The organism is Vibrio sp. R-1, assembly GCF_035615595.1.
Lineage (GTDB): Bacteria > Pseudomonadota > Gammaproteobacteria > Enterobacterales > Vibrionaceae > Vibrio > Vibrio cholerae.
Window position 1 is genome coordinate 1 of sequence record NZ_WPDC01000053.1, and the last position, 23,499, is coordinate 23,499.

19 protein-coding genes are annotated in these 23,499 nt (G+C 48.8%); 2 read left to right on the forward strand and 17 right to left on the reverse strand.

Features of this window, described 5'->3' with window-relative positions; all coding sequences use genetic code 11:
- Window positions 1–72: 72 nt before the first annotated feature.
- The 17 genes from accA to rpsB all read right to left on the reverse strand — a co-directional run bounded on the left by accA (window position 73) and on the right by rpsB (window position 19,474).
- Window positions 73–1,032, reverse strand: a complete 960-nt coding sequence (accA, locus tag GOU96_RS11810; RefSeq protein ID WP_000055726.1) for an acetyl-CoA carboxylase carboxyl transferase subunit alpha — start codon at window positions 1,030–1,032, stop codon at window positions 73–75.
- 54 nt (window positions 1,033–1,086) lie between these two features.
- Entirely contained in the window at window positions 1,087–4,566 is a 3,480-nt protein-coding gene (gene dnaE, locus GOU96_RS11815) for a DNA polymerase III subunit alpha (RefSeq protein ID WP_001909664.1), read from the reverse strand.
- Window positions 4,567–4,604: 38 nt separating this feature from the next.
- Window positions 4,605–5,225, reverse strand: a complete 621-nt coding sequence (rnhB, locus tag GOU96_RS11820; protein ID WP_033932833.1) for a ribonuclease HII — start codon at window positions 5,223–5,225, stop codon at window positions 4,605–4,607.
- Window positions 5,226–5,249: 24 nt separating this feature from the next.
- Window positions 5,250–6,389 (reverse strand): lipid-A-disaccharide synthase, encoded by a 1,140-nt coding sequence (gene lpxB / locus GOU96_RS11825; protein ID WP_001081509.1) that lies wholly within the window; start codon window positions 6,387–6,389, stop codon window positions 5,250–5,252.
- A 160-nt stretch (window positions 6,390–6,549) separates the two neighbouring features.
- Window positions 6,550–7,338, reverse strand: a complete 789-nt coding sequence (lpxA, locus tag GOU96_RS11830) for an acyl-ACP--UDP-N-acetylglucosamine O-acyltransferase (RefSeq protein WP_000581103.1) — start codon at window positions 7,336–7,338, stop codon at window positions 6,550–6,552.
- A gap of 1 nt (window position 7,339) precedes the next feature.
- Entirely contained in the window at window positions 7,340–7,771 is a 432-nt protein-coding gene (gene fabZ, locus GOU96_RS11835) for a 3-hydroxyacyl-ACP dehydratase FabZ (RefSeq protein WP_001027757.1), read from the reverse strand.
- Window positions 7,772–7,876: 105 nt separating this feature from the next.
- Entirely contained in the window at window positions 7,877–8,932 is a 1,056-nt protein-coding gene (gene lpxD, locus GOU96_RS11840) for a UDP-3-O-(3-hydroxymyristoyl)glucosamine N-acyltransferase (RefSeq protein ID WP_267781903.1), read from the reverse strand.
- Window positions 8,933–8,941: 9 nt separating this feature from the next.
- Entirely contained in the window at window positions 8,942–9,451 is a 510-nt protein-coding gene (locus GOU96_RS11845; RefSeq protein ID WP_000794125.1) for an OmpH family outer membrane protein, read from the reverse strand.
- Window positions 9,452–9,465: 14 nt separating this feature from the next.
- Window positions 9,466–11,877: an outer membrane protein assembly factor BamA gene (gene bamA / locus GOU96_RS11850; RefSeq protein WP_001240967.1), complete on the reverse strand. Its 2,412-nt coding sequence runs from the start codon at window positions 11,875–11,877 to the stop codon at window positions 9,466–9,468.
- A 48-nt stretch (window positions 11,878–11,925) separates the two neighbouring features.
- On the reverse strand, window positions 11,926–13,284 hold the full coding sequence (rseP, locus tag GOU96_RS11855; RefSeq protein ID WP_113629047.1) for a sigma E protease regulator RseP: 1,359 nt from the start codon (window positions 13,282–13,284) through the stop codon (window positions 11,926–11,928).
- Complete coding sequence (gene ispC / locus GOU96_RS11860) at window positions 13,281–14,489, reverse strand: 1-deoxy-D-xylulose-5-phosphate reductoisomerase (protein ID WP_267781908.1); 1,209 nt, start codon at window positions 14,487–14,489, stop codon at window positions 13,281–13,283. The genes rseP and ispC overlap by 4 nt, the downstream gene beginning before the upstream one ends.
- 48 nt (window positions 14,490–14,537) lie before the next feature.
- Window positions 14,538–15,380 (reverse strand): phosphatidate cytidylyltransferase, encoded by an 843-nt coding sequence (locus GOU96_RS11865; protein WP_000813568.1) that lies wholly within the window; start codon window positions 15,378–15,380, stop codon window positions 14,538–14,540.
- Window positions 15,381–15,397: 17 nt separating this feature from the next.
- A complete protein-coding gene (gene uppS, locus GOU96_RS11870; protein WP_001180543.1) occupies window positions 15,398–16,150 on the reverse strand; it encodes a polyprenyl diphosphate synthase in 753 nt (250 codons plus the stop codon).
- 91 nt (window positions 16,151–16,241) lie between these two features.
- On the reverse strand, window positions 16,242–16,799 hold the full coding sequence (frr, locus tag GOU96_RS11875) for a ribosome recycling factor (protein WP_000606619.1): 558 nt from the start codon (window positions 16,797–16,799) through the stop codon (window positions 16,242–16,244).
- Between the two features lie 53 nt (window positions 16,800–16,852).
- Complete coding sequence (pyrH, locus tag GOU96_RS11880; protein ID WP_000210548.1) at window positions 16,853–17,584, reverse strand: UMP kinase; 732 nt, start codon at window positions 17,582–17,584, stop codon at window positions 16,853–16,855.
- 187 nt (window positions 17,585–17,771) lie between these two features.
- Complete coding sequence (gene tsf, locus GOU96_RS11885) at window positions 17,772–18,614, reverse strand: translation elongation factor Ts (RefSeq protein ID WP_000301490.1); 843 nt, start codon at window positions 18,612–18,614, stop codon at window positions 17,772–17,774.
- A gap of 131 nt (window positions 18,615–18,745) precedes the next feature.
- On the reverse strand, window positions 18,746–19,474 hold the full coding sequence (rpsB, locus tag GOU96_RS11890) for a 30S ribosomal protein S2 (RefSeq protein WP_000179228.1): 729 nt from the start codon (window positions 19,472–19,474) through the stop codon (window positions 18,746–18,748).
- 340 nt (window positions 19,475–19,814) lie between these two features.
- Between rpsB and map the strand changes: the two genes are divergently transcribed.
- Together map and glnD are read left to right on the forward strand one after the other, a co-directional pair.
- Complete coding sequence (gene map / locus GOU96_RS11895; protein WP_000023305.1) at window positions 19,815–20,657, forward strand: type I methionyl aminopeptidase; 843 nt, start codon at window positions 19,815–19,817, stop codon at window positions 20,655–20,657.
- 104 nt (window positions 20,658–20,761) lie between these two features.
- Window positions 20,762–23,392 (forward strand): bifunctional uridylyltransferase/uridylyl-removing protein GlnD, encoded by a 2,631-nt coding sequence (glnD, locus tag GOU96_RS11900; protein WP_267781911.1) that lies wholly within the window; start codon window positions 20,762–20,764, stop codon window positions 23,390–23,392.
- Window positions 23,393–23,499 lie beyond the last annotated feature (107 nt).

Sequence of the window (23,499 nt, forward strand, 5' to 3'; positions counted from 1 at the left end):
CCTAAGCCAACCCTTTCTATATGTAGATATTCCACCGCCGCTGCGCGATGAAATAATCAACAGTAACCGTAATCAACAGTAACCATAGTTCATTAAACGTTGATAACGGCGCTCCAGCAAGTTTTCGTGATCCAGTGCATCTAGATCGGCCAACTGACGCAGTAGCGTGGCTTTGACATTCTCTGCAGTCTGTTTGTGATCACGATGCGCACCGCCCAGTGGCTCTTCAATGATTTCGTCAATCAACTCCAGCTCTTTCAAACGTGGAGCAATCAGCCCCATCGCTTCTGCCGCTTGTGGCGCTTTATCAGAATCACGCCACAGAATCGACGCACAACCTTCTGGTGAAATCACTGAGTAGGTTGAGTATTGCAGCATGTTCACATAGTCACCGACACCAATCGCCAACGCACCACCAGAGCCACCTTCGCCCACCACGTTACAGATGACTGGCACCTTCAGGCCTGACATCACTTTAAGGTTTTTGGCGATCGCTTCCGACTGACCGCGCTCTTCAGCACCCACACCTGGGTATGCGCCCGCGGTATCAATGAAAGTGATGATAGGCATATTGAAACGCTCAGCCATTTCCATCAAGCGCAGCGCTTTGCGGTAGCCTTCAGGCTTTGGCATACCAAAGTTACGTTTGACCTTTTCACGGGTTTCACGACCTTTTTGGTGACCAATCACCATGACCGAACGACCTTCAAGGCGTGCAATACCGCCCACGATCGCCTTGTCATCGGCATAGGCGCGATCGCCCGCCAGTTCATCAAACTCAGTAAAGATGTGTTTGAGATAATCCAGCGTATAAGGACGTTGTGGATGACGCGCCAATTGCGCTACTTGCCATGCACCTAAGTCACTGAAAATCTTCTTTTTCAGCTCAAGGCTCTTCTTCTCAAGCTGTTCTAGCTCTTTATCCAGATCTACGGATGCGCTTGTGCTGTGACGAGACACATCACGCAGCGCCTGAATTTTCGTTTCCAGTTCGACAATCGGTTTTTCAAAATCAAGAAAATTGAGGCTCATCTATCGATCCTTTGTGACTCAGCCATGCCACCCTCAGTGCGCACTGGCTGAATTTTAGTTAAATTCGAGTTCTACCTGATCATGACCAAGTAGCTGCTTTAATTCGTCTAACAATGTATCGCTTGGCGTGACTCGCCACTCTGTGCCTAACGTCAGGCGCGCTCGCGCATCAGGGCGCTGGTAGTATACATTGACAGGTACGGTTCCTGCGCGGTGAGGTTCCAGTATGTGACTAAAACGCTCAAAAAATTGTTGATCAATCTGCGACTGTAAAATCGAGATCGATAAACCGCGGGCAAATTTTTCACGCGCGCTGCCCAAGTCCATGACCTCGCGCGCCGACATTTTAAGTCCGCCATTGAAGTCATCAAAGCTGACCTGTCCGGAAACCACCAGAATTTTATCTTTTTCTAACCATTCTGCATACCGATCGAGTGCTTCCGAGTAAAGCATCACTTCCATACGCCCCGAGCGGTCATCTAAAGTCATTAAACCAATTCGCGTGCCACGTTTGGTGGTCATCACCCGCGCTGCAATCACCAATCCGGCAACGGTTAAGGATTGATCACGCCGGGTTGGCGCGGCTTCATTCAAACGGCAACTGGTGTATTTGGTGAGCTCTTTCAGGTATTCATCCACCGGATGGCCGGTGAGATAGAGCCCAAGCGTCTCGCGCTCCCCTTCCAAACGCACTTTTTCTGGCCATTCTGGCACTTGCGTGTATTTCTGCTCGACTTCTTCTGGCGCATCCGTGAGTACGCCGAACATATCCGCTTGTCCAAACGCTTCCGCTTGGTGATGTTGGCTTGCCGCACGCACCGCATCATCCACTGAGGCCATCATGGCTGCGCGATGTGGGCCTAATCTATCCAGCGCGCCAGCCAAGATCAGTTTTTCAATTACCCGTTTGTTGACCTTTTTCAGATCAATCCGCGCGCAGAAATCAAACAGATCTTTGAAATATCCCCCTTTGTTGCGCGCCTCCAAAATCGCTTCAATCGGACCTTCACCCACCCCTTTAATTGCGCCAATACCATAAACAATCGCGCCGTTGTCATCGACGTTAAAGCGATAAAGACCCGAGTTGATGTCCGGTGGCAACACGGTCAATCCCATGTTTTTACACTCATCCACTAGACCAACCACTTTTTCCGTGTTGTCCATATCCGCGGTCATTACCGCCGCCATAAACTCGGCTGGATAGTGGGTTTTCAACCATAAGGTTTGGTAGGAAACCAGCGCATAAGCGGCAGAGTGCGATTTGTTAAATCCGTATCCGGCGAATTTTTCCACCAGATCGAAGATTTTCATCGCCAACTCACCATCAACGCCATTTTTCTCCGCCCCTTCTTGGAACACGGCGCGCTGCTTAGCCATCTCTTCTGGCTTTTTCTTACCCATTGCACGGCGCAGCATGTCTGCCCCACCCAAGGTGTAACCCGACAGCACCTGCGCGATCTGCATCACCTGCTCCTGATAGAGGATGATGCCGTAGGTCGGTTCTAGGATCTCTTTGAGCGATTCATGTTGCCACTTTTCATCCGGATAAGAGATGGCTTCTCGACCATGCTTACGGTCGATAAAGTTATCCACCATGCCCGATTGCAGTGGCCCCGGACGAAACAGCGCCACCAGAGCGATGATGTCTTCAAAACAGTCGGGTTGCAGCCGCTTAATCAGCTCTTTCATGCCGCGCGATTCGAGCTGGAATACCGCGGTGGTTTTGGCATCTTGTAGGTTACGGAAAGAGCGCGCATCGTCGAGCGGGATCGCTTCAATCCGCACGGGGGGTTTGCCCGCCTTTTTCAAACGCGGGTTCACTAAGCCCAAAGCCCAGTCAATAATGGTGAGCGTACGCAGACCCAAGAAGTCAAATTTGACCAGACCGGCGGTTTCCACATCGTTCTTATCGAACTGAGTAACCGGGAAGTTGCCTTCCGCATCACAGTAAATCGGCGCAAAGTCAGTGATGGCAGTGGGTGAAATCACCACGCCACCCGCGTGTTTACCAGCGTTACGGGTACAGCCTTCGAGAATGCGACACTTGTCGATCAGCTCTTTGACTTCCTCATCCGCGTCATACAGCTCTTGCAGTGCAGGCTCGGCGATAAAGGCTTTTTCGAGCGTCATGCCCGGATCGGGTGGCACTAATTTGGAAATGCGATCAACAAAACCGAACGGATGACCAAGCACGCGCCCCACATCGCGGATGACCGCTTTCGCCGCCATGGTACCGAAAGTGATGATTTGTGATACCGCATCACGACCATACATTTCCGCTACGTGATCAATTACTTGGTCACGCTTATCCATACAGAAATCGACGTCGAAGTCGGGCATGGAGACCCGCTCTGGGTTCAAGAAACGCTCGAACAGCAGATCGTATTCCAGCGGATCAAGGTCGGTGATTTTCAGTGCATACGCTACCAATGAGCCCGCACCCGAGCCCCGTCCCGGACCGACTGGAATATCGTTATCTTTTGACCACTGGATAAACTCCATCACGATCAAGAAGTAACCGGGAAAACCCATCTGGTTAATCACATCGAGCTCAACTTGCAAACGCTCATCGTATTCAGGGCGGCGCTTGGCACGAACTTCTGGATCTGGGAAAAGAAATTCGAGTCTCTCTTCCAACCCTTCGCGAGATTTCATCACTAGGAAATCTTCAATCGCCATCCCGCCCGTTGGGAAGTTAGGTAGGAAATATTCGCCCAAACGTACGGTCACGTTACAACGTTTGGCAATCTCGACACTGTTGGCTAACGCTTCTGGAATATCCGCAAACAGCTCACACATCTCCGCTTCGCTGCGCAGATACTGCTTCGGGCTGTAATTTTTCGGGCGGCGTGGATCTTCCAGCGTATAACCATCGTGAATCGCGACTCGGATTTCGTGGGCTTCAAACGACTCTTCAGTGATGAACACCACTTCGTTGGTTGCCACGACGGGCAAGTCGTACTGCTCTGCCACATCCAGCGCAAAATGTAAGTAGCTCTCTTCATCGGCACGGCCAGTGCGGATAAGCTCTAGATAGAAATGATCGGCAAAGTGAGTTTGGTAAAACTCAATGCATCTTTCTACTTGTTGTTGGTTGCCTTTGAGTAATGCGCGCCCCACTTCGCCACTTTTGCCTCCCGAGAGCACAATCAGCCCTTCGGCATGCTCGACCAACCACGCTTTATCAATCACAGGTTGATGCTGGACATGGCCACGCAAATAGGCTTTAGAAATCAATAAGGTGAGGTTTTTGTAACCGACATTGTTTTTAGCAAGCAAGGTCAGTTTGGTCAGCTCATCACCGAACTCTTCCGATTGCAAAGTAAAGTCGGCACCAATGATCGGCTTAACCCCGCAGTTATGCGCGGTGCTGTAAAACTTCACCAAGCCACACAGGTTGGTGAAATCGGTCAAGGCCATTGCGGGCATGCCCATTGCCGCCACTTTTTTCACCAATGGCGGGACTTTGGACAAACCATCCACCATAGAGAAATCACTGTGTATACGTAAGTGGATGAACTTTGGGTCTGACATGCAAGGAGTATCCAAATCTTAGGAAACGCAATTGCGCTCTATTCTATACCAAGAGCACGTTTTACTGGGCCAAAACTTTTACGGTGCTGCTCAATCACCCCATGCTGCTCAATGGCAGCAAAATGCGCGGCGGTTGGGTAGCCTTTGTGCTTGGCGAATCCAAACTGAGGATATTGCTTATCCAGCACTTCCATCTCTTGGTCGCGGATCACTTTGGCAATAATCGAAGCGGCACTGATTTGCGCGACACGCAGATCGCCTTTAACCACGGCTTGTGCTTCCATCGGCAGTTGAGGCACTTTATTCCCATCCACCAACACCAAATCGGGTTGAACCGCCAATCCGGCCACCGCGCGCTGCATTGCGACCATGGTGGCTTGGAAGATGTTCAGCTCATCAATTTCTTGTGGTGAACAGCGTCCCACCGCCCAAGCTAAGGCTTTTTCCTGAATCTCAGGAAACAGGGCTAAGCGTTTTTTCTCACTGAGCTTTTTGGAATCATTCAAGCCCATAATCGGCCGATTAGGGTCAAGGATCACCGCCGCCGTGACGACATCCCCCACCAATGGACCGCGCCCGACTTCATCCACTCCAGCAATCAAGGCATAACCTGCAGGAATCTCAAAGGGAGGCAGCTCAATGCTTGGTTTCTTCGCCATGGTATGTTCTCAATCTGGTTAATGTTATTTCTGAATCAAATGCAGCACAGCTTGCGCCGCTTGCTGATCCGCATCTTTACGGATCCATTGATGCATTTCGGTAAATTTGTCCATCAAGGCTTGGTTGTCGCTTTCGAGTAAACGGCTCACTTCATGGTAAAGGTTGTCGACGGTGCAATGATCTTGCAATAGCTCTTTCACCAGTTCTTCCCCCGCCAAGATGTTCGGCAAAGAGACATACGGCGTTTTCAGCAGACGCTTGGCCAAAAAGGCCGTAAAGGCATTCACGCGATAACCGACCACCATTGGGCGTTTAAGTAGCATGCACTCCAAGGCAACTGTACCGGAGGCGAGCATCACCGCATCGGCTGCAGTAATCACATTGCGCGCGGTATCATCCACCAGCACAAAATTCAGCTCAGGAGCGACTTGTTGCCAAGCCTGTTCAAACTGCGCACGACGTTTAGCATTCACCAAGGCCACCACAAAGCCAAGATCTGGATAGCGCGCCTGCAGTTTTTGACAGGTGGCGATAAAGGGCTCCGCGAGCATCTTCATTTCACTGCCACGGCTGCCCGGCAAAACGGCTAACCAGCGGCGCTGCTCATCCAGACCAAGCAATTGGCGAGCGGCTAACTTATCGGATGCTAACGGAATCGAATCCGCCAAGGTATGACCGATAAACTCGCAAGGCACATTGAATTTGTCGTAAAACGCTTTCTCAAATGGAAGGAAAGCCAGCACTAAATGCGTCGCCGCGGCAATGCCATGAATGCGGTTTTGTCGCCACGCCCACACGGATGGACTGACGTAATGTACAGTCTTGATCCCCGCTTGTTTAAGGCTCAGTTCAAGGCGTAAATTAAAATCCGGCGCATCGATACCCACGAAAACATCCGGCGGATTGGCGGTGAAATACTTAACCAGCTCGGCTTTGACTTTCAGCAGGCGTGGCAAGCGGCCAAGCACTTCCACTAAGCCCATCACGGCCAACTCTTCCATATCAAACAGAGATTGACAGCCAAGTGCGTTCATTTTCGGCCCACCGATGCCCACAAACTCAGCATCTGGATAACGAGCGCGTATCGCTTTGATAAAGCCTTCGCCTAAGGTGTCGCCAGAGAGCTCCCCAACAACTATGCCAATCCGTAATGGTCTATTCACGGTTTCCTCCGCAGTTCATCATGCGCTGATGGATACTCAAGCCTTCGCCACTTAGGTGATACTCACCTCGTTTTGAAACTCGCCAGAGTACAAAAATGCAAAAGATCGCTGAGTCAGCAGCGATCTTTGAATAGTTTGGTTAGCTCACTCACTAAACAAATTAGCGAATAATGCCACGCTCAGATTTCTCAAGGAAATCGAGGAACAGTTTCACACTAGGGTACTGCTCAGCTTCTTGGGCAATCTCAGCCTTGGCTGCTTCAAGAGTCAAACCATTGCGGTACAAGGATTTGTAGGCACGGCGAATCGCATGAATTTCTGCTTTATCAAAGCCACGGCGTTTTAAGCCTTCCACGTTAATACCAAACGGTGCACAGTGGTTACCTTGCGCCATCACGTACGGTGGCACATCTTGCACCACAATAGAGCCGCCACCCAGCATGCAGTGATCGCCAATATGGCAGAACTGGTGAATGGCGGACATGCCACCCACAATCGCTTGGTTGCCCACTTTTACGTGCCCCGCCAAGGTCGCGTTGTTGGCAAAAATACAGCGATCGCCAATCACACAGTCATGCGCAACGTGGGCGTTGATCATAAATAGGTTGTCGCTACCCACGATAGTGATGCCTTTATCTTGCACTGTACCGCGGTGCATGGTGACGCTTTCACGAATCGTATTGCGATCGCCAATGATGAGTTGAGTATCTTCACCGGCGTATTTCAGGTCCTGACACGCTTCACCAATTGAAGCAAACTGGAAAATCCGGTTGAAGCGACCGATTTTAGTTGGCCCCTTGACCACAACGTGCGACAGCAGCTCAGTGCCTTCACCGATCTCGACTTTGCTGTCGACAAAACAGAAAGGACCAATCTTAACGTTGGCACCAATGATAGCGCCCTCTTCCACGACGGAAGTTGGGTGAATTTGTGCAGTTTCGTGAATCATCTTAAAACTCTCGACGTGCGCATTTCAGTTGAGCAGAGCAGACCACATCACCATCGACCTTGGCCACGCCGTTAAACAGCGCGATACCACGACGCTCTTTAAGGAATTCAACTTCAATCATCAGTTGATCGCCCGGTGTCACTGGCTTACGGAACTTAGCTTCATCAATGCTGGCAAAATAGTACAGTTCATTCTCTTTTGGCGCACCAAAGGTTTTGAACGCCAACAGACCAGTGGCTTGAGCCATGGCTTCTAAAATCAATACACCGGGGAAAACCGGCAGTTGTGGAAAGTGACCCGTAAACTGAGGCTCATTCACTGAAACATTTTTCAAACCAATCAGGTATTTACCTTCTTCATAGTCGGTCACGCGATCAATCAGTAAAAATGGATAGCGGTGAGGCAGAAGCGATTGAATTTCAGTGATATTCATCGTTTTCTTATCAGTAGTCAAAGTCATCATCCTGTTTGTAAATAGAAAAATAAGGGAATACCCAACAGCGAAAAGACTCGCAATGTGCGAGCCTTTGAAACCAGCTTATTCAGCTTGAGAGTTATCGGGCTGTGCCGTGTCGGATTGCTCAAGCAACTTTTCTAAAGCTTTCAGTCGCTTATGCATATCTTCAATACGGTGTACGCGAGCGGCCGTTTTACGCCACTCTTTATTGGTTTGCAGAGGAATACCCGAAGAGTACATCCCCTTCTCCTCAATACTGCGCATCACCATACCCATGCCAGTGATGGTCACGCCATCAGCAATCTCGATATGGCCGTTAATCACGCTAGCGCCACCAATAATACAGTATTTGCCAATGCGTGTACTGCCGGCGATGATGGTACCACCCGCCAGCGCACTACCATATCCGATGTGCACGTTGTGAGCGATTTGCAGCTGATTATCGATGATCACGTTATCTTCAATCACAGTATCATCCAGCGCGCCGCGGTCGATGGTGGTGCAAGCACCAATCTCAACGCGATCACCAATACGCACAGAGCCAATCTGCGGAATTTTGATCCACTCGCCACGCTCATTCGCATAACCAAAGCCATCAGCACCAATCACTGCACCAGATTGAATCAAACAATCTGAGCCGATCTCCACTTTGTGGTAAATCGTTACATTGGCCCAGAGCTTGGTGTTATCGCCCAAACGCGCTTGTTTACCGACAAAACAGCCAGCGCCAATCACCACATTATCGCCAAGCTGAACACCTGACTCAATGACCGCATTTGCCCCAATCGAAACGTTGTGACCTAACTTTGCATCTTCAGCAATCACAGCACTCGGTGCAATACCGTGTGCAGGAGAAGGAGTTGAATCCAGCGCCTGAGCCACTTTAGCAAATGCAACATACGGTTCGGCAACCACCAGAGCGTTACTCGGACAGAGTTCTCGCTCACTGGCTTTCACCATGATCACCGTGGCTTTACAATCACCTAAGTGCTTACTGTATTTAGGATTAGACAAGAATGTCACATGTCCAAGTTGTGCCTTATCCATAGGCGCAACGGCACTGACCAGTGCTGTTGGATCACCGAACAACTCCCCCCCGGTGATAGTAGCCAATTCGGCTAAAGTGAGTGTGGTCATAATTTTCGATTATTTAATGGCTTTAATAACTTTCTCAGACAGATTGTGTTCTGGCTTACCGTATTGCATTGAGCTCGTGTCTAGCACGATATCGTAGCCTTCTTTCTCAGCCACTTTCTTCACTGCATCTTGGATCACTTTAAACAGTTTTTGTTTCTCTTCGGCTTCACGGCGAGCAGACGCTTGCTCTAACGCTTGTGCTTTGATCTTGTATTTGCTGTCCAATTGACCGATTTCGATGCGCAGTTTCTCCACTTCATCTTGTCCCATCAATTGACCATCACGCTTGAGCTTTTCAATCTTGGTTTTAGCATCCGCTTGGATAGCTTGCAGCTCAGCCGCTTTGTCTTTGAACTCTTCTTGCATCTTTTGCAAAACGACTTCACGTTGCGGCAGCGCTTGGAACACTTGCGCAGTGTTGATGTAGCCAATTTTCTGCGCTGCTTCAGCCGCATTCGCCATCATTGATGAGCTAAGAATAATCAGGCCAAGGCTGGCTGCTTTGATCATGTTTTTCAAAATATGTTCCTCTCCTAGAAGGTTCTTCCAATGGTGAAGGTGAAGAATTCTTCGTCATCACCCTCATACTTTTTAATCGGTTTAGCCAATGAGAACACTAAAGGTCCCATTGGTGACACCCACTGCAACGCCACACCGTAAGACGAGCGGTAATTGGTTGGATCTGAATAATCGTAATAGTACTGGTTACCATAATCCGCTTTACCACGATAATCGAACTCGGTATCCCACACGCTCGCCATATCGTAGAAGATACTGGTACGAATTTGGTTGCGTGCTTCTTCTGAAGCAAACGGCGTTGGTACAATCAGCTCTACGCTGGCAAGAGCAATCGCGTTACCCCCTACCGAATCATCGGTGGCAGTATCGGAGCCATTGTTCGAACCCGAGTAGTCACGGTACACCGCTTTAGGACCTGCAGAGTTTGACCCAAAACCACGTAATGAGGTAAAGCCGCCCGCATAGAAGTTCTCATAAAACGGGAACAAGTTATCTTTTCCATCCGTTTGACCATAACCGTTACCGTAACCTAAACGGCCACGCAGCAGTAAGGTAAACTCATGTTTCTTGGTCAACGGGAAATACTGGCGGACATCGTATTGCAGCTTAAAGTACTGCGCATCCGACCCCGGCACTGTCATTTTGTAGAAAGCACGCTGATGGTTACCCGCCGTCGGAAAATAGCTGTTATTGAGGGCATTACGCGTCCAAGATAAGTTGATATCGAAGTCATCGGTCAACAAGTTACCGCCAGAATCGATGTTACTCGCCTGCGCAGCAAGGAAGTTCTCCACTTGCAGATAAGGCGTTAAGTTACCAATCTTGTTGTGGGTGTAACCAATACCAAACTCAAATCGGTTCAATTCATCAAATGGGAAACCCCAAGTCAAACTGGTTCCGTAACTTTCGTTGGTATAGTCAACAATGCCCGCTTCAGAAGCTTCAAACTGGTTGTAGAAAACTTTGCCGCCCAAGCTGACACCATCAAGGTTCCAGTAAGGATCGCGATATTCTAACGTCAGGTTTTTCTGATAATCGTTGATCATGGCATTCACGCCAACGCGGTTCCCCGAACCTAAGAAGTTGTCTTGTTGCAGACCGACTTGGAAGCTCACCCCGGATTCAGTACCGTAACCGACACCGAAGTTGACGTTGCCTGAGTTCGCCTCTTTTACGCTGTAAACAAGATCCACTTGGTCTTCACTACCCGGCACACGTACCGTTTGCACTTCTACCGTTTCAAAGAAACCTAAACGATTGAGACGAGTCTTACCGGTTTCGATGTCTTTTGAGTTGAGCCAAGAGCCTTCCATCTGACGCATTTCACGGCGCAAGACTTCATCACGAGTGCTGTTGTTACCGACAAAACGGATGTCACGGACATAGACACGTTTACCCGCTTCGACATGAACCACCAGTGACACTTGCTGCTTTTCATCATCAAATTCAGGAATGGTGCGTACTTGTGGATAGGCGTAGCCAGATTCCCCAAGCACTTTCTTAACACTCTCTTCGAGTCTAGTCACCGCAGAACCGTTATAGGTTTCGCCGATTTCAAATGGGATAAGAGAAGTAAACTCGGCCTCTTTGCCCATCAGCTCACCACGGAACTGCACTTTGCTTACCGTGTACGGCTCACCTTCATTCAAGTTCAGCGTGATGTATACGCCCTTCTTATCGGGAGAGATGGCCACTTGTGTGCTATCAACCTGAAACTTCAGATAACCGCGATCCAGATAGTAAGTGCGCAGCGCTTCAATATCACCCGCCAGCACTTGCTTCTTGTACTTATCATCCGCAAGGAAGTTCCACCATGCGACATCAACGTTGAGGTTAAAACGTGACAGCAACTCTTCATCGCTAAACACTTGGTTACCGATAAAGTTGATCTGTTGGATCTTAGCGGAAACGCCCTCAGTAAAGACAAACTTAAGGTCAGCACGGTTGCGCGGTAATGGGGTTACCACCGCTTTCACGGTCGCGTTGTATTTACCCACGCTGTAGTAAAAATCTTCTAAGCCTTTTTCAATATTGCTGAGTGTCGTTCGATCCAAGGCTTCGCCAACTCGGATGCTCGAAGCTTCCAAGTTTTGCTTGAGTTGCTCCTCTTTGATCGCTTTGTTGCCAGAAAACGACACGCTTGCAATGGTCGGGCGCTCTTTAACCTGCACCATCAAGGTATTGCCATCGCGCAATACTTTGACATCCTCAAAGTTACCTGAGGAATAGAGCGCTTTGATGATGTTCGCGACATCTTGCGAATCGACACTGTCGCCGACTCGAACGGGCATTTTCAGCAACGCAGCACCCAAAGCGACCCTTTGCAGGCCATCAATTTGAATATCCTGTACCACAAATTTTTCGGCACCATTCGCCGACACGCTCGTGGCAAGCAGTGTCGCGAGCAGAATCTGTTTCATCGCCATATTGTTTTGAGTTCTTCCTTACTGCAACTCTTGCCTAATGTTTATCAATCACAGGCGAGTAAAATCGTTAAAGATTGCAACGGCCATTAAAGAGAAAATGATGGCACCACCAATCCGGTAACCCATTTCCTGCACCTTTTCCGGAACAGGGCGACGGATCACCGCTTCAATCATGAAAAACAACAGATGACCACCATCCAGCATCGGCAGTGGCACCAAGTTGATAATGCCAAGGTTAATACTGATCAGAGCCAAAAAGCCTAAAAAGTACACAAAACCGTAGTCAGCCGTTGTTCCTGCGCCTTTAGCAATCGAAATGGGTCCACTGAGATTATTCAACCCAACATCGCCCACCAACAGTTTTTTCAACATGCTGACCGTCAGGTCAATCACTTGTCCGCTTTTTTCAACCGCTTTACCAAGCGACTCAAATACACCAAATTGCAATTCAAATCGATAGTTTTGCGGCCATTCTGCGACTTTTGGTGCGATTCCCGCAAAACCAATCACTTTTCCTTGCGAAAGCTCACGGCTGTCGGGAATCAAAGTGAGTTCAACTTGCTGGCCTGCTCGCTCAACCATAACTGCGATAGGCGCGTTAGGATGGTTTTGAATTGCATTGACCACTTGTTGCCACGCCTCAACCGCTTGTCCATTGATTTGCAACACGGTATCACCGACTTGTAAACCCGCACGCTCACCCGCACCTTGCGCAGAAACATTGGTCAGCTGATTGGAAATCTCAGGGGTAAAAGGTTTAAAGCCAAGCGCCCCCATAGCAGACTCTGTTTCTGGGTCAAAGTTCCAATCACGCAGATTTATTGTCTTAATTTCATTCAATCCCACACCTTCGGAGGAGGAGACGGTGATCGTCATACTGTCATCGCCAATATGACCAATTAAGCCCATGTTGACCGATTCCCAGTCGGGAGTATTCACGCCCGAAACCGCTTTGATCTCCATACCCGGCTCAAGGCCCGCTTGAGCCGCAATCGAGTAAGGTGTCACTTCGCCAATCACAGGTTTGACCGCGGGTACGCCGATCATAAACACCAGCCAATAGGCAAAGATTGCGAAGAGGAAGTTAAAAATGGGGCCCGCACTCACAATGGCAGAACGTTTCCAGAGTGACTGCTTATCAAACGCCATGGCTTGCTGTTCGGCGGGAACATCATCCACACGTCCATCGAGCATTTTGACGTAACCACCGAGTGGGATCATCGATATCGAGTATTCTGTACCGTCATGGCCGACGCGTTTCCAAATTGATTTCCCAAAACCGATAGAAAATTTCTCAACTTTCACACCGCAACGTCTGGCAACCCAGAAGTGTCCGAACTCATGCACTGCGACGAGAATGCCCAGCGCAATGATGAAGGCGATAAAGTTCCACAATATGTCGGTCATGCTTGGCGCTCTTTGAGTACTTGATGGGCAAAATGCCGAGCCATTGTATCTAGCTCAAGCAGGCTTTCCAAGTCACGGCAATGTAACTGGGTGTTGGTCGCACAGACCTTGGACAATACTTGATCATTGATGAGTGCAATGTCAGTAAACCGTATTTTCCGCTTTAAAAACGCGTCAACGGCCACTTCATTGGCTGCATTGAGCGAGGTTGTCGCATGTTGGCCGAGGAAACACGCATCCATCGCTAATTGCAAGCACGGGTAGCGCGCAAAATCGACCTCCATAAAGGTCAGTTGCTGCAAACGCGTAAAATCCAGTGCAGGTACTCCCGCAGTCACTCGCTCAGGATAAGCCATGGCATAGGAGATTGGCGTTGCCATATCCGGCTCGCCCAACTGAGCAATCACTGAACCATCTTGGTATTGCACCATAGAGTGGATCACGGATTGAGGATGGATGAGCACTTTGAGCTGTTCACGTGACGTGTTAAATAGCCATTTAGCTTCAATGTATTCGAGGCCTTTGTTCATCATGGTCGCGGAATCTACCGAAATTTTCGGTCCCATTGACCAGTTTGGATGAGCAATCGCCTGCTCAGGAGTCACGCTATCTAAGGTCGCAAGGTCGCTATAGCGGAAAGGGCCGCCAGAGCCCGTGAGCAAAATATGGTCGATACCGTATTGAGATAAATCACAGCGCCCCAACTGAGTTTGGATTTCAGTCGGCAGACATTGGAAAATCGCGTTGTGTTCACTATCCACGGGCATTAATTCAGCGCCAGATTGTGCGACAGCATCAATAAATAGCTGTCCCGACATGACCAATGCTTCTTTATTGGCAAGTAACACACGCTTACCGGCTTTCACCGCCGCCATGGTGGGTAACAAACCTGCGGCCCCAACAATGGCCGCCATCACGGTATCAACATCATCCAGCGCCGCGACTTGGCACATCGCCTCTTCGCCGTACAGCACTTCGGTCGCCATCGCTTGTTTTTTGAGCAAGCCTTGCAACTCAGATGCTGCTGACGCCGTTGCCATAACGGCATATTTCGGCCGCCACTGTTGGCACAGCTGGTACATTTTGGCTACGTTGACCCCAGCCACTAACGCAACAATGGAAAACTGCTGTGGATTTTGGGCTATCACCTTAAGGGTGCTGGCTCCTATCGAACCTGTGGCACCTAAAATGGTTAGTTTACGCATAGTGAAGATCGCTGTTATTCACATCAGGCTGCCTAAGCAGCCTGAGTATTAGAACAAGAAATAGAGAAGAGCGAACACAGGGAAAGCGGCCGTTAGGCTATCAATCCGATCCAGAATGCCGCCGTGCCCAGGAATGATATTGCTGCTGTCTTTGATCCCAGAAACACGTTTAAACATGCTCTCGACCAAATCCCCTAAAACCGAAATCACCACAGTCAATAAGATGATCAGCAGCATGACAGGCATAGAGCTAAATTGAATACCAAACCACTCTGCTACCCAATAACCAACCAGCATGGCGGTGACGATGCCACCGACCAAACCTTCTATCGTTTTATTCGGGCTGACTGCGGGCGCCATTTTGTGTTTACCTAAGCTTTTTCCCACAAAATAGGCACCGCTGTCTGCGGCCCAGACCAGAAAACAGACGAAGAGAACTAATTTCGCGCCATAAAGAGGATCGGAAAGGTAAGTATCGGCGCGTAAGAACAGCACACTCCAAAAGAAAGGCAGCAGCGTAAATAGGCCAAACAGGTGGCGAACAGTGCTGGAGTGCTCCCATAATGGACGCGAACGCGGATAAGTGATCGCCAGTCCACTTGAGACGAGCCACCAAAGGCTACCGATACCCAGCACAATAAAATGCGCCGTATTCATATTGCTGATAGCCGGAAATTGAAAGTCGATCAAAGCGACACTGATACCACCAACCAATAAGGCGGGAATCATGGCTAACATGCGTGATGGTTGGTTAACGAACTGAGTCCATTCCCAGAATCCGAGTAAGGTCACTACTGCGAGTGCCAACATAAACCAAGCAAAAGGCAGATAAAGGATGCCAAGGATCACCAAAGGCGCCAGAATAAGCGCTGTAATGATTCGCTGCTTCAAATTGAGAAGTCCTATATTCAGTTTTCCATCAATGCCTTGATTTGTTCACCAGTACAGCCAAAACGGCGCTCACGATTAACAAACCAAGTCACTGCTTCAATCAGGCAGTTTTCATCGAACTCAGGCCAGAAGACTGGAGTGAAATACATTTCTGCATAGGCAAGTTGCCAAAGCATAAAATTACTAATGCGGCACTCTCCACTGGTGCGGATCAACAAATCCACATCCGGCAGATCAGCCATAGTCAAATGCTGCTTAAATACGGCTTCATCGATGTCCGACGGTTGCAGTTCACCTTGGGTAACCTTTTCAGCCAATGCTTGAGTAGCTTGCAAGATATCCCACTGTCCACCGTAGTTCGCAGCGATGTTGACCACCATGCCGGTATTGCTGGCGGTCAACTGCTCCGCTTGCGCGATTTTCGTTTGCAGACGCTCACTAAAGCGGCTTTTATCACCGATCACTCGCAAACGCAGATTGTTTTTATGCAATTTCTTAATTTCGGTTGAAAGAACCGTCATAAAAAGTTCCATCAACACGCCCACTTCTTCTTCCGGACGACGCCAGTTCTCGCTGCTAAAAGCAAACAGAGTCACGGCTTTAATGCCAAGGCGAGCAGAAGTAGAGATGGTTTTTCGTACCGCAGCCACACCATTTTTATGGCCGAACACACGCGGTTTTCCCTGCGCTTTCGCCCAACGACCATTACCATCCATAATGACGGCAATATGTTTAGGCAATACATCTTGGGAAAGAGATAGATTTTGCATAAGAAACACAACGAACAATCAAAGAGGCGCAAGAGTAGCATAAAAAAACGCTGTGCTGCGAGCACAGCGTTTTGTTCACCAAGTCAGTGGATTAAACTTCCATCAACTCTTTTTCTTTTGCAGCAAGCACATCATCGATCTTCTTCACTGCCGCATCCGTCAGCTTTTGAATCTCTTCTTGTGCACGGCGTTCATCGTCTTCTGAAATCTCTTTGTCTTTCAGTAGCGCTTTCAGATCGTTGTTCGCATCACGACGAATGTTACGTACCGCAACACGACCGCCTTCTGCTTCACCACGCACGATTTTCACCAGATCACGGCGACGTTCTTCGGTGAGCGGTGGCAGTGGAACGCGGATAATGGTGCCGGCTGACATTGGGTTTAGACCCAGATCAGACATCAGGATCGCTTTTTCAACTTTTTGAGTTAATTCGCGATCAAACACGGTGATCGCTAGCGTACGTGCATCTTCAGCAATCACGTTAGCAACCTGATTAAGTGGAGTTGGAGCGCCGTAGTAGTCAACTGAAATACCCGTCAGCAGACTTGGGTGAGCACGGCCAGTACGAATTTTCGACAGGCCATTTTTCAGTGCTTCAACACTTTTCTCCATACGCTCTTGCGCATCTTTTTTGATCTCATTAATCACAATATCACCTTAATTCTTGTTTTCGTTTCGAGAGCGTTTCGTTCGCAGACGGATCACTGCACGTCGCTGATCAGCGTACCTTCAGCTTCACCCATAACGACACGGCGAAGTGCGCCTGGCTTATTCATGTTGAAGACACGAATTGGCATTTTATGGTCACGAGCCAGAGTAAACGCCGCCAAATCCATCACTTTCAGTTCTTTCTCAAGCACATCGTTGTAAGCCAGCTTATCATACAGTTGTGCATCCGGGTTGGCTACCGGGTCAGCGCTGTAAACACCATCTACTTTGGTCGCTTTGAGAACGACATCAGCTTCAATTTCAATACCACGCAGACACGCAGCCGAATCCGTAGTAAAGAAAGGATTGCCTGTACCCGCAGCAAAAATTACCACTCGGCCTTGGCGCAATTCACGAATCGCATCAGACCAGCTGTAATCGTCACACACACCATTTAGTGGGATAGCAGACATCAGACGTGCATTGACATAAGCACGATGCAGCGCATCACGCATTGCCAAACCATTCATTACCGTGGCAAGCATGCCCATATGATCCCCAACAACACGGTTCATGCCCGCTTTGGCAAGGCCAGCACCACGGAATAGGTTGCCGCCACCAATCACAACGCCCACTTGAACACCCAGCTCAACCAGTTCTTTTACTTCTTGAGCCATACGATCAAGTACCGTTGGATCAATACCAAAACCTTCAGAGCCTTGTAGCGCTTCACCACTTAGTTTTAACAGAATACGTTGATAAGCTGGTTTAGGGTTCGTTGTCATGGGAGTTTACCTTCCAAAGAGAGTTGAGGATTAACAGTCATGGATAGATTTGAGTGCTAGGCCAAAATCCATTCATCACGGTTAATCGAGTCGACGCTTTATGATTCAATCATTAACGAATCAACACCTTAATCGTGAAAAGACCGCAGCCATGGCCACGGTCTTTTTCTGAGCAATCGCGCTAGGATTAACCTTTTTGCGCCAGTGCTACTTCTTCAGCAAAGCTCAGGCCTTCTTGTTTCTCGATGCCTTCACCTACTTCTAGACGGATGAATGCAGAAACAGTTGCGCCTTTCTCAGCCAGAATTTCACCAACAGTTTTCTTTGGCTCCATTACGAATGGCTGACCAGTCAGAGAAACTTCGCCAGTGAATTTCTTCATACGGCCTTCAACCATTTTCTCTGCGATTTCTTTTGACTTGCCTTCGTTCATTGCGATGCCAACTTGAACTTCACGCTCTTTAGCAACCACTTCAGCAGGAACGTCGTCTGGAGTCAGGAATTCTGGGCGAGAAGCCGCTACGTGCATTGCAACGTGTTTTAGAGTTTCAACGTCAGCAGAACCAGCAACGACAACACCGATACGGTCGCCGTGGCGATAAGTCGCCAGAGCTTCGCCTTCAACGTACTGAACGCGACGGATGTTGATGTTCTCACCAATTTTCGCAACAAGAGCAACACGAGCTTCTTCGAATTGTGCTTGCAGCTCTTCTACAGAGGCTTTAGAAGCGAGAGCAGCGTCAGTAACTTGGTTAGCAAATGCTACGAAGTTGCTGTCTTTTGCTACGAAGTCAGTTTGGCAGTTGACTTCAACTAGAGCCGCAATGCCTTCGCCTTCTTTGATCATGATGGTGCCTTCAGCAGCGATGTTGCCAGCTTTCTTAGCAGCTTTAGCAGCACCACTCTTACGCATGTTCTCGATCGCCAGCTCGATGTCACCGTTGGTTTCAACAAGGGCTTTCTTACATTCCATCATACCTGCGCCAGTACGCTCGCGCAGTTCTTTTACTAGAGCAGCAGTAACAGCCATTCTCTATTCCTCAGTTAATTCTGGATTGGGTAAAAATTGAGGGCCTACATTATCGGCCCCCAATGCTAACTATAACTTGGGCTATGCTACACAATCATGGCAGATAGCCTAAGTTTCACTCAGAGCCGAGATTATTCCGCTTCTACGAAACCGTCTTTTTCAGCTACAGCAGCTACGTCTTTGTTGCGACCTTCGTTGATCGCTTGAGCAGCAGCATTCAGGTACAGTTGAACAGCGCGGATCGCGTCGTCGTTACCTGGGATGATGTAGTCTACGCCGTCTGGGCTAGAGTTAGTATCAACAACAGCAAATACTGGAATACCTAGGTTGTTCGCTTCTTTGATAGCGATGTGCTCGTGATCTGCGTCGATTACGAACAGAGCGTCAGGCAGGCCGCCCATATCTTTGATACCGCCAAGAGACTTTTCCAGTTTCTCCATTTCGCGAGTGCGCATTAGAGCTTCTTTCTTAGTCAGCTTGTCAAAAGTACCGTCAGTAGATTGAACTTCCAGCTCTTTCAGACGCTTGATTGACTGACGAACAGTTTTCCAGTTAGTCAGCATACCGCCCAACCAGCGGTTGTTAACGTAGTATTGGTTGCTTGCTAGAGCTGCTTCTTTCACAGACTCAGATGCAGCGCGCTTAGTACCAACGAATAGAACTTTACCTTTCTTCTCGCCAACTTTTGCCAGCTCAGCTAGAGCTTCGTTGAACATAGGTACAGTTTTTTCTAGGTTGATGATGTGAACGCGGTTACGTGCGCCGAAAATGAATTGCTTCATTTTTGGGTTCCAGTAACGAGTTTGGTGACCGAAGTGTACGCCCGCTGTCAGCATGTCGCGCATTGATACAGATGCCATTTTAAAATCCTCTATGGGGTTAGGCCTCCACATCCCCCGTATATCCGACTCCACTTGGAGCACCCCGGAATACGTGTCGGAATGTGTGTGATTTAAACAATTAGGTTTGTGGTTCCCAATCCTTTTCGCCAACAGGGAGAATAAGGACCCGGATTCCGGCGCGCTTTATATCATATTTCGCCCCTGTGTGGCTAGAAAAAATTCGTCGATAGCCAATGCAAAGCCATGACTTAGCCACTCGATTTTAGCGCCGGGCGACTGTTTTCTTGCGCTTCATCTGTCCATTGTTACAATAGCGCCACTAGCACCTTGTGTGCTCACAAGTGAGTAGAGAAAGCCGATGTCTATAAAAATCAAGAATGCCGTAGAAATTGAAAAAATGCGCGTCGCGGGCCGCTTAGCCGCTGAAGTTCTCGAAATGATTGAACCTCATGTGAAAGCAGGCGTGACTACCGAAGAGCTGGATCAGATATGTCATAAGTACATTACTGAAGTTCAAGGCGCGATTCCGGCACCACTGAATTATCACGGTTTTCCAAAATCGATCTGTACGTCGATCAACCATATTGTCTGCCACGGCATTCCTGCCAGTGAAGATACTTATTTTGGTCAGATCCAACGTCCTGCTGTACTGCGTGATGGCGACATCCTTAATATCGATATTACGGTTATCAAAGACGGCTACCACGGCGATACCTCAAAAATGTTTTTGATTGGCGATGTGTCGATTGAAGACAAACGCCTGTGTCATGTGGCGCAAGAGTGTCTTTACCTCGCACTTAAACAGGTCAAGCCGGGCGTTCAATTGGGCGAAATTGGAACCACGATTGAAAAGCACATCAAGACCAACAACAAAAACAACCCGCGCTTTAAATTCTCTATCGTGCGTGATTACTGTGGTCACGGCATTGGTGCTGAGTTCCATGAAGAGCCACAAGTGGTGCACTACAAAAACAGTGACCGCACCGTGCTGCGTGAAGGGATGATTTTCACCATTGAGCCCATGATTAACGCCGGTAAATTTGGCTGCCGTCTTGATGATGAAGATAGCTGGACGGTCTACACCGCCGATGGCAAAAAATCTGCCCAGTGGGAACATACGATTTTGGTCACTGCAACAGGCTGTGAAATCCTGACGCTACGCAGTGAAGAAAGCCTGCCACGCATCTTGAATAACGCCTAAGTTATCCTTCGATTGAAAATATCCCTGCTGGTCAGGGATATTTTTTTATCCGTCGCCATCTGCTAGATTGGCTCCATTCGTGTTAACGCTTGCATGGACGCGCTATGCCGTATCAATCCCCTATCACATTTCAAGAACCCCAACTCACGGTTGAGAGCTTAAAGCAGCAGCTCGAAAGCTTTACTGAATACCAAAAGCAGGAGTTTTTCGATCACCATCCAGTGACCGACTTAGTGCTTGGCCGCTCCGAATACATGGACCTACTGCTACACCGTTTATGGAAATATTTTGGATTTGATGAGCTGGTTGAAGTGAGCTTAGTCGCGGTTGGGGGTTATGGGCGTGGTGAGCTACACCCTCTCTCAGACATCGATCTCTTAGTCTTATCTCAACAGCCGCTCAGCGAACAAGTCGCCAATAAAATCAGCCAATTTCTCACCCTGTTATGGGATTTAAAATTGGAGATTGGCCACGCAGTACGAACCGTGGAACAGTGTGCTGAAATCGGTAAAGCTGACCTCACTGTAGCCACTAACTTGCAAGAAGCGCGCTTACTGTGCGGCTGTGAAGAGACCTTTCATCGTCTGAAAATGGTCATCCATTCTGAGTCCTTCTGGCCAAGTGAAATCTTCTATCAAGCCAAAGTGCGTGAGCAGAAAGAGCGCCACGCTCGATATCACGACACCACCTACAACTTAGAGCCAGACATCAAATCGACTCCCGGTGGGCTACGCGATATTCACACCTTAAGTTGGGTCGCACGCCGACATTTTGGAGCAACGTCCTTGTATGAGATGAGCCGCTTTGGTTTTCTGACCGATGCCGAATACCGTGAGTTGGTTGAGTGCCAAGACTTTTTATGGCGCGTGCGTTTTGCGCTGCACATTGAGCTGAAACGTTACGACAACCGCTTAACCTTCGCGCATCAAGTGCAAGTTGCTCGTCATCTCGGTTACTTTGGTGAAGGCAACCGTGGCATAGAGATGATGATGAAAGAGTTTTTCCGCACCCTGCGTCGTGTGGCTGAACTCAACAAAATGCTGCTGAAAATTTTCGATAAAGCGATCCTCAATAATGGTGAAGAAGCCGAAGCCGTGATTATTGATGATGACTTCCAACGCCGTGGCAATATGATTGAAGCGCGTAAACCCGCGCTATTTCAAGCTCGTCCAGAAACTATTCTGGATATGTTTTTGCACATGGCCAGTGACTCCACCATCGAATCGGTTGCGCCAGCCACCATGCGCCAATTACGCACGGCTCGTCGCCGACTGAATAAATTTCTGCACACCCTTCCCGCCGCACGCGAAAAGTTTATTGAGCTGGTACGCCACCCCAACGCACTGCATAAAGCGTTTAGCCAAATGCACAAGCTGGGCGTACTTGCTGCTTATTTGCCCCAATGGAACCAGATTGTTGGCCAGATGCAGTTCGACTTGTTCCACGTCTATACGGTGGATGAACATAGTATTCGTCTACTCAAACATATCCATCTATTTAGTGACGCCAATAACCACGATCGCCACCCTATTTGCTGTGAAATTTACCCTAAAATTCAGAAAAAAGAGCTGCTCATCCTCGCGGCTATTTTCCATGATATCGGTAAAGGACGCGGCGGTGATCACTCAGAAATTGGTGCTGATGAAGCGTTTGATTTCTGTATTGAGCACGGTTTATCTAAACCGGAAGCGAAATTGGTCGCTTGGCTGGTCAAAAATCACCTCCTGATGTCAGTCACCGCGCAGCGTCGTGATATCTACGATCCAGATGTGATCATCGAATTTGCCAAAAAAGTGCGTGATGAAGAGCGCCTCGAATACTTAGTGTGTTTAACCGTCGCCGACATCTGCGCCACCAATCCTGAGCTTTGGAACAGTTGGAAACGGACTTTGTTGGCAGAGCTCTTTTACTCAACCCAGCGCGCGCTGCGGCGCGGCCTAGAAAATCCCGTTGATGTCCGTGAACGCATTCGTCATAACCAGCAAATGGCCTCCGCCCTGCTGCGCAAAGAAGGCTTCTCTAGCCGTGAAATTGAGGTGTTGTGGCAGCGCTTTAAAGCCGATTATTTCTTGCGCCATACTCATAAACAGATCGCGTGGCACTGCACCCATTTATTACGCCATGAAGACAGTAGCAAACCTTTGGTTTTACTGAGCAAAAAAGCCACTCGCGGCGGAACGGAAGTTTTTATCTACACCAAGGATCAGGCTGCTTTATTTGCGACTGTGGTTGCCGAGCTCGACCGGCGTAATCTGAACGTGCATGACGCACAAATCATGGCCAGTAAAGACGGTTATGTACTCGATACTTTCATGGTACTTGACCAAAATGGGCAAGCCATTGAAGAAGATCGCCATCAAGCATTGATTCGTCATCTGGTGCATGTACTGGAAGATGGTCGTCCTACCACGCAAAAGGCACGGCGCATTCCTCGTAACTTGCAGCACTTTAAAGTCAAAACTCAGGTTGATTTTCTACCAACCAAGAGTAAAAAGCGCACCTTAATGGAGTTCGTTGCGCTGGATACGCCGGGGCTACTGGCTACCGTCGGAGCCACCTTTGCCGAACTCAACTTGGATTTGCATGCCGCTAAAATCACGACCATAGGTGAGCGCGCAGAAGACTTATTCATTTTAACCAACGCCCAAGGCACGCGCCTCAATGAAGAGGAGGAGCAGCACTTGCGCGAGAAATTGATTGAACATGTCGCAGAGCTCGCGCCCAGCGCTCAGTAGCGAAACGGTCAAGGTGCGGGTGCGATCTTGAGCACAAGTTAACCTATTGAACTGTCAGGCACATCAACCAGCTGCTACAGTAAATTGAGTGCCATCTTGGTAAATGT

Bases quoted from the DNA above. Each gene is read 5' to 3' on its own strand.
- pyrH (WP_000210548.1), bottom strand. From the start codon at position 17,584: ATGACAACGAACCCTAAACCAGCTTATCAACGTATTCTGTTAAAACTA.
- lpxD (WP_267781903.1), bottom strand. From the start codon at position 8,932: ATGACCACACTCACTTTAGCCGAATTGGCTACTATCACCGGGGGGGAG.
- map (WP_000023305.1), top strand. From the start codon at position 19,815: ATGTCTATAAAAATCAAGAATGCCGTAGAAATTGAAAAAATGCGCGTC.
- glnD (WP_267781911.1), top strand. From the start codon at position 20,762: ATGCCGTATCAATCCCCTATCACATTTCAAGAACCCCAACTCACGGTT.
- rnhB (WP_033932833.1), bottom strand. From the start codon at position 5,225: ATGGCGAAGAAACCAAGCATTGAGCTGCCTCCCTTTGAGATTCCTGCA.
- ispC (WP_267781908.1), bottom strand. From the start codon at position 14,489: ATGCGTAAACTAACCATTTTAGGTGCCACAGGTTCGATAGGAGCCAGC.
- tsf (WP_000301490.1), bottom strand. From the start codon at position 18,614: ATGGCTGTTACTGCTGCTCTAGTAAAAGAACTGCGCGAGCGTACTGGC.
- fabZ (WP_001027757.1), bottom strand. From the start codon at position 7,771: ATGAATATCACTGAAATTCAATCGCTTCTGCCTCACCGCTATCCATTT.
- lpxA (WP_000581103.1), bottom strand. From the start codon at position 7,338: ATGATTCACGAAACTGCACAAATTCACCCAACTTCCGTCGTGGAAGAG.
- bamA (WP_001240967.1), bottom strand. From the start codon at position 11,877: ATGGCGATGAAACAGATTCTGCTCGCGACACTGCTTGCCACGAGCGTG.
- uppS (WP_001180543.1), bottom strand. From the start codon at position 16,150: ATGCAAAATCTATCTCTTTCCCAAGATGTATTGCCTAAACATATTGCC.
- rseP (WP_113629047.1), bottom strand. From the start codon at position 13,284: ATGACCGACATATTGTGGAACTTTATCGCCTTCATCATTGCGCTGGGC.
- dnaE (WP_001909664.1), bottom strand. From the start codon at position 4,566: ATGTCAGACCCAAAGTTCATCCACTTACGTATACACAGTGATTTCTCT.
- accA (WP_000055726.1), bottom strand. From the start codon at position 1,032: ATGAGCCTCAATTTTCTTGATTTTGAAAAACCGATTGTCGAACTGGAA.
- rpsB (WP_000179228.1), bottom strand. From the start codon at position 19,474: ATGGCATCTGTATCAATGCGCGACATGCTGACAGCGGGCGTACACTTC.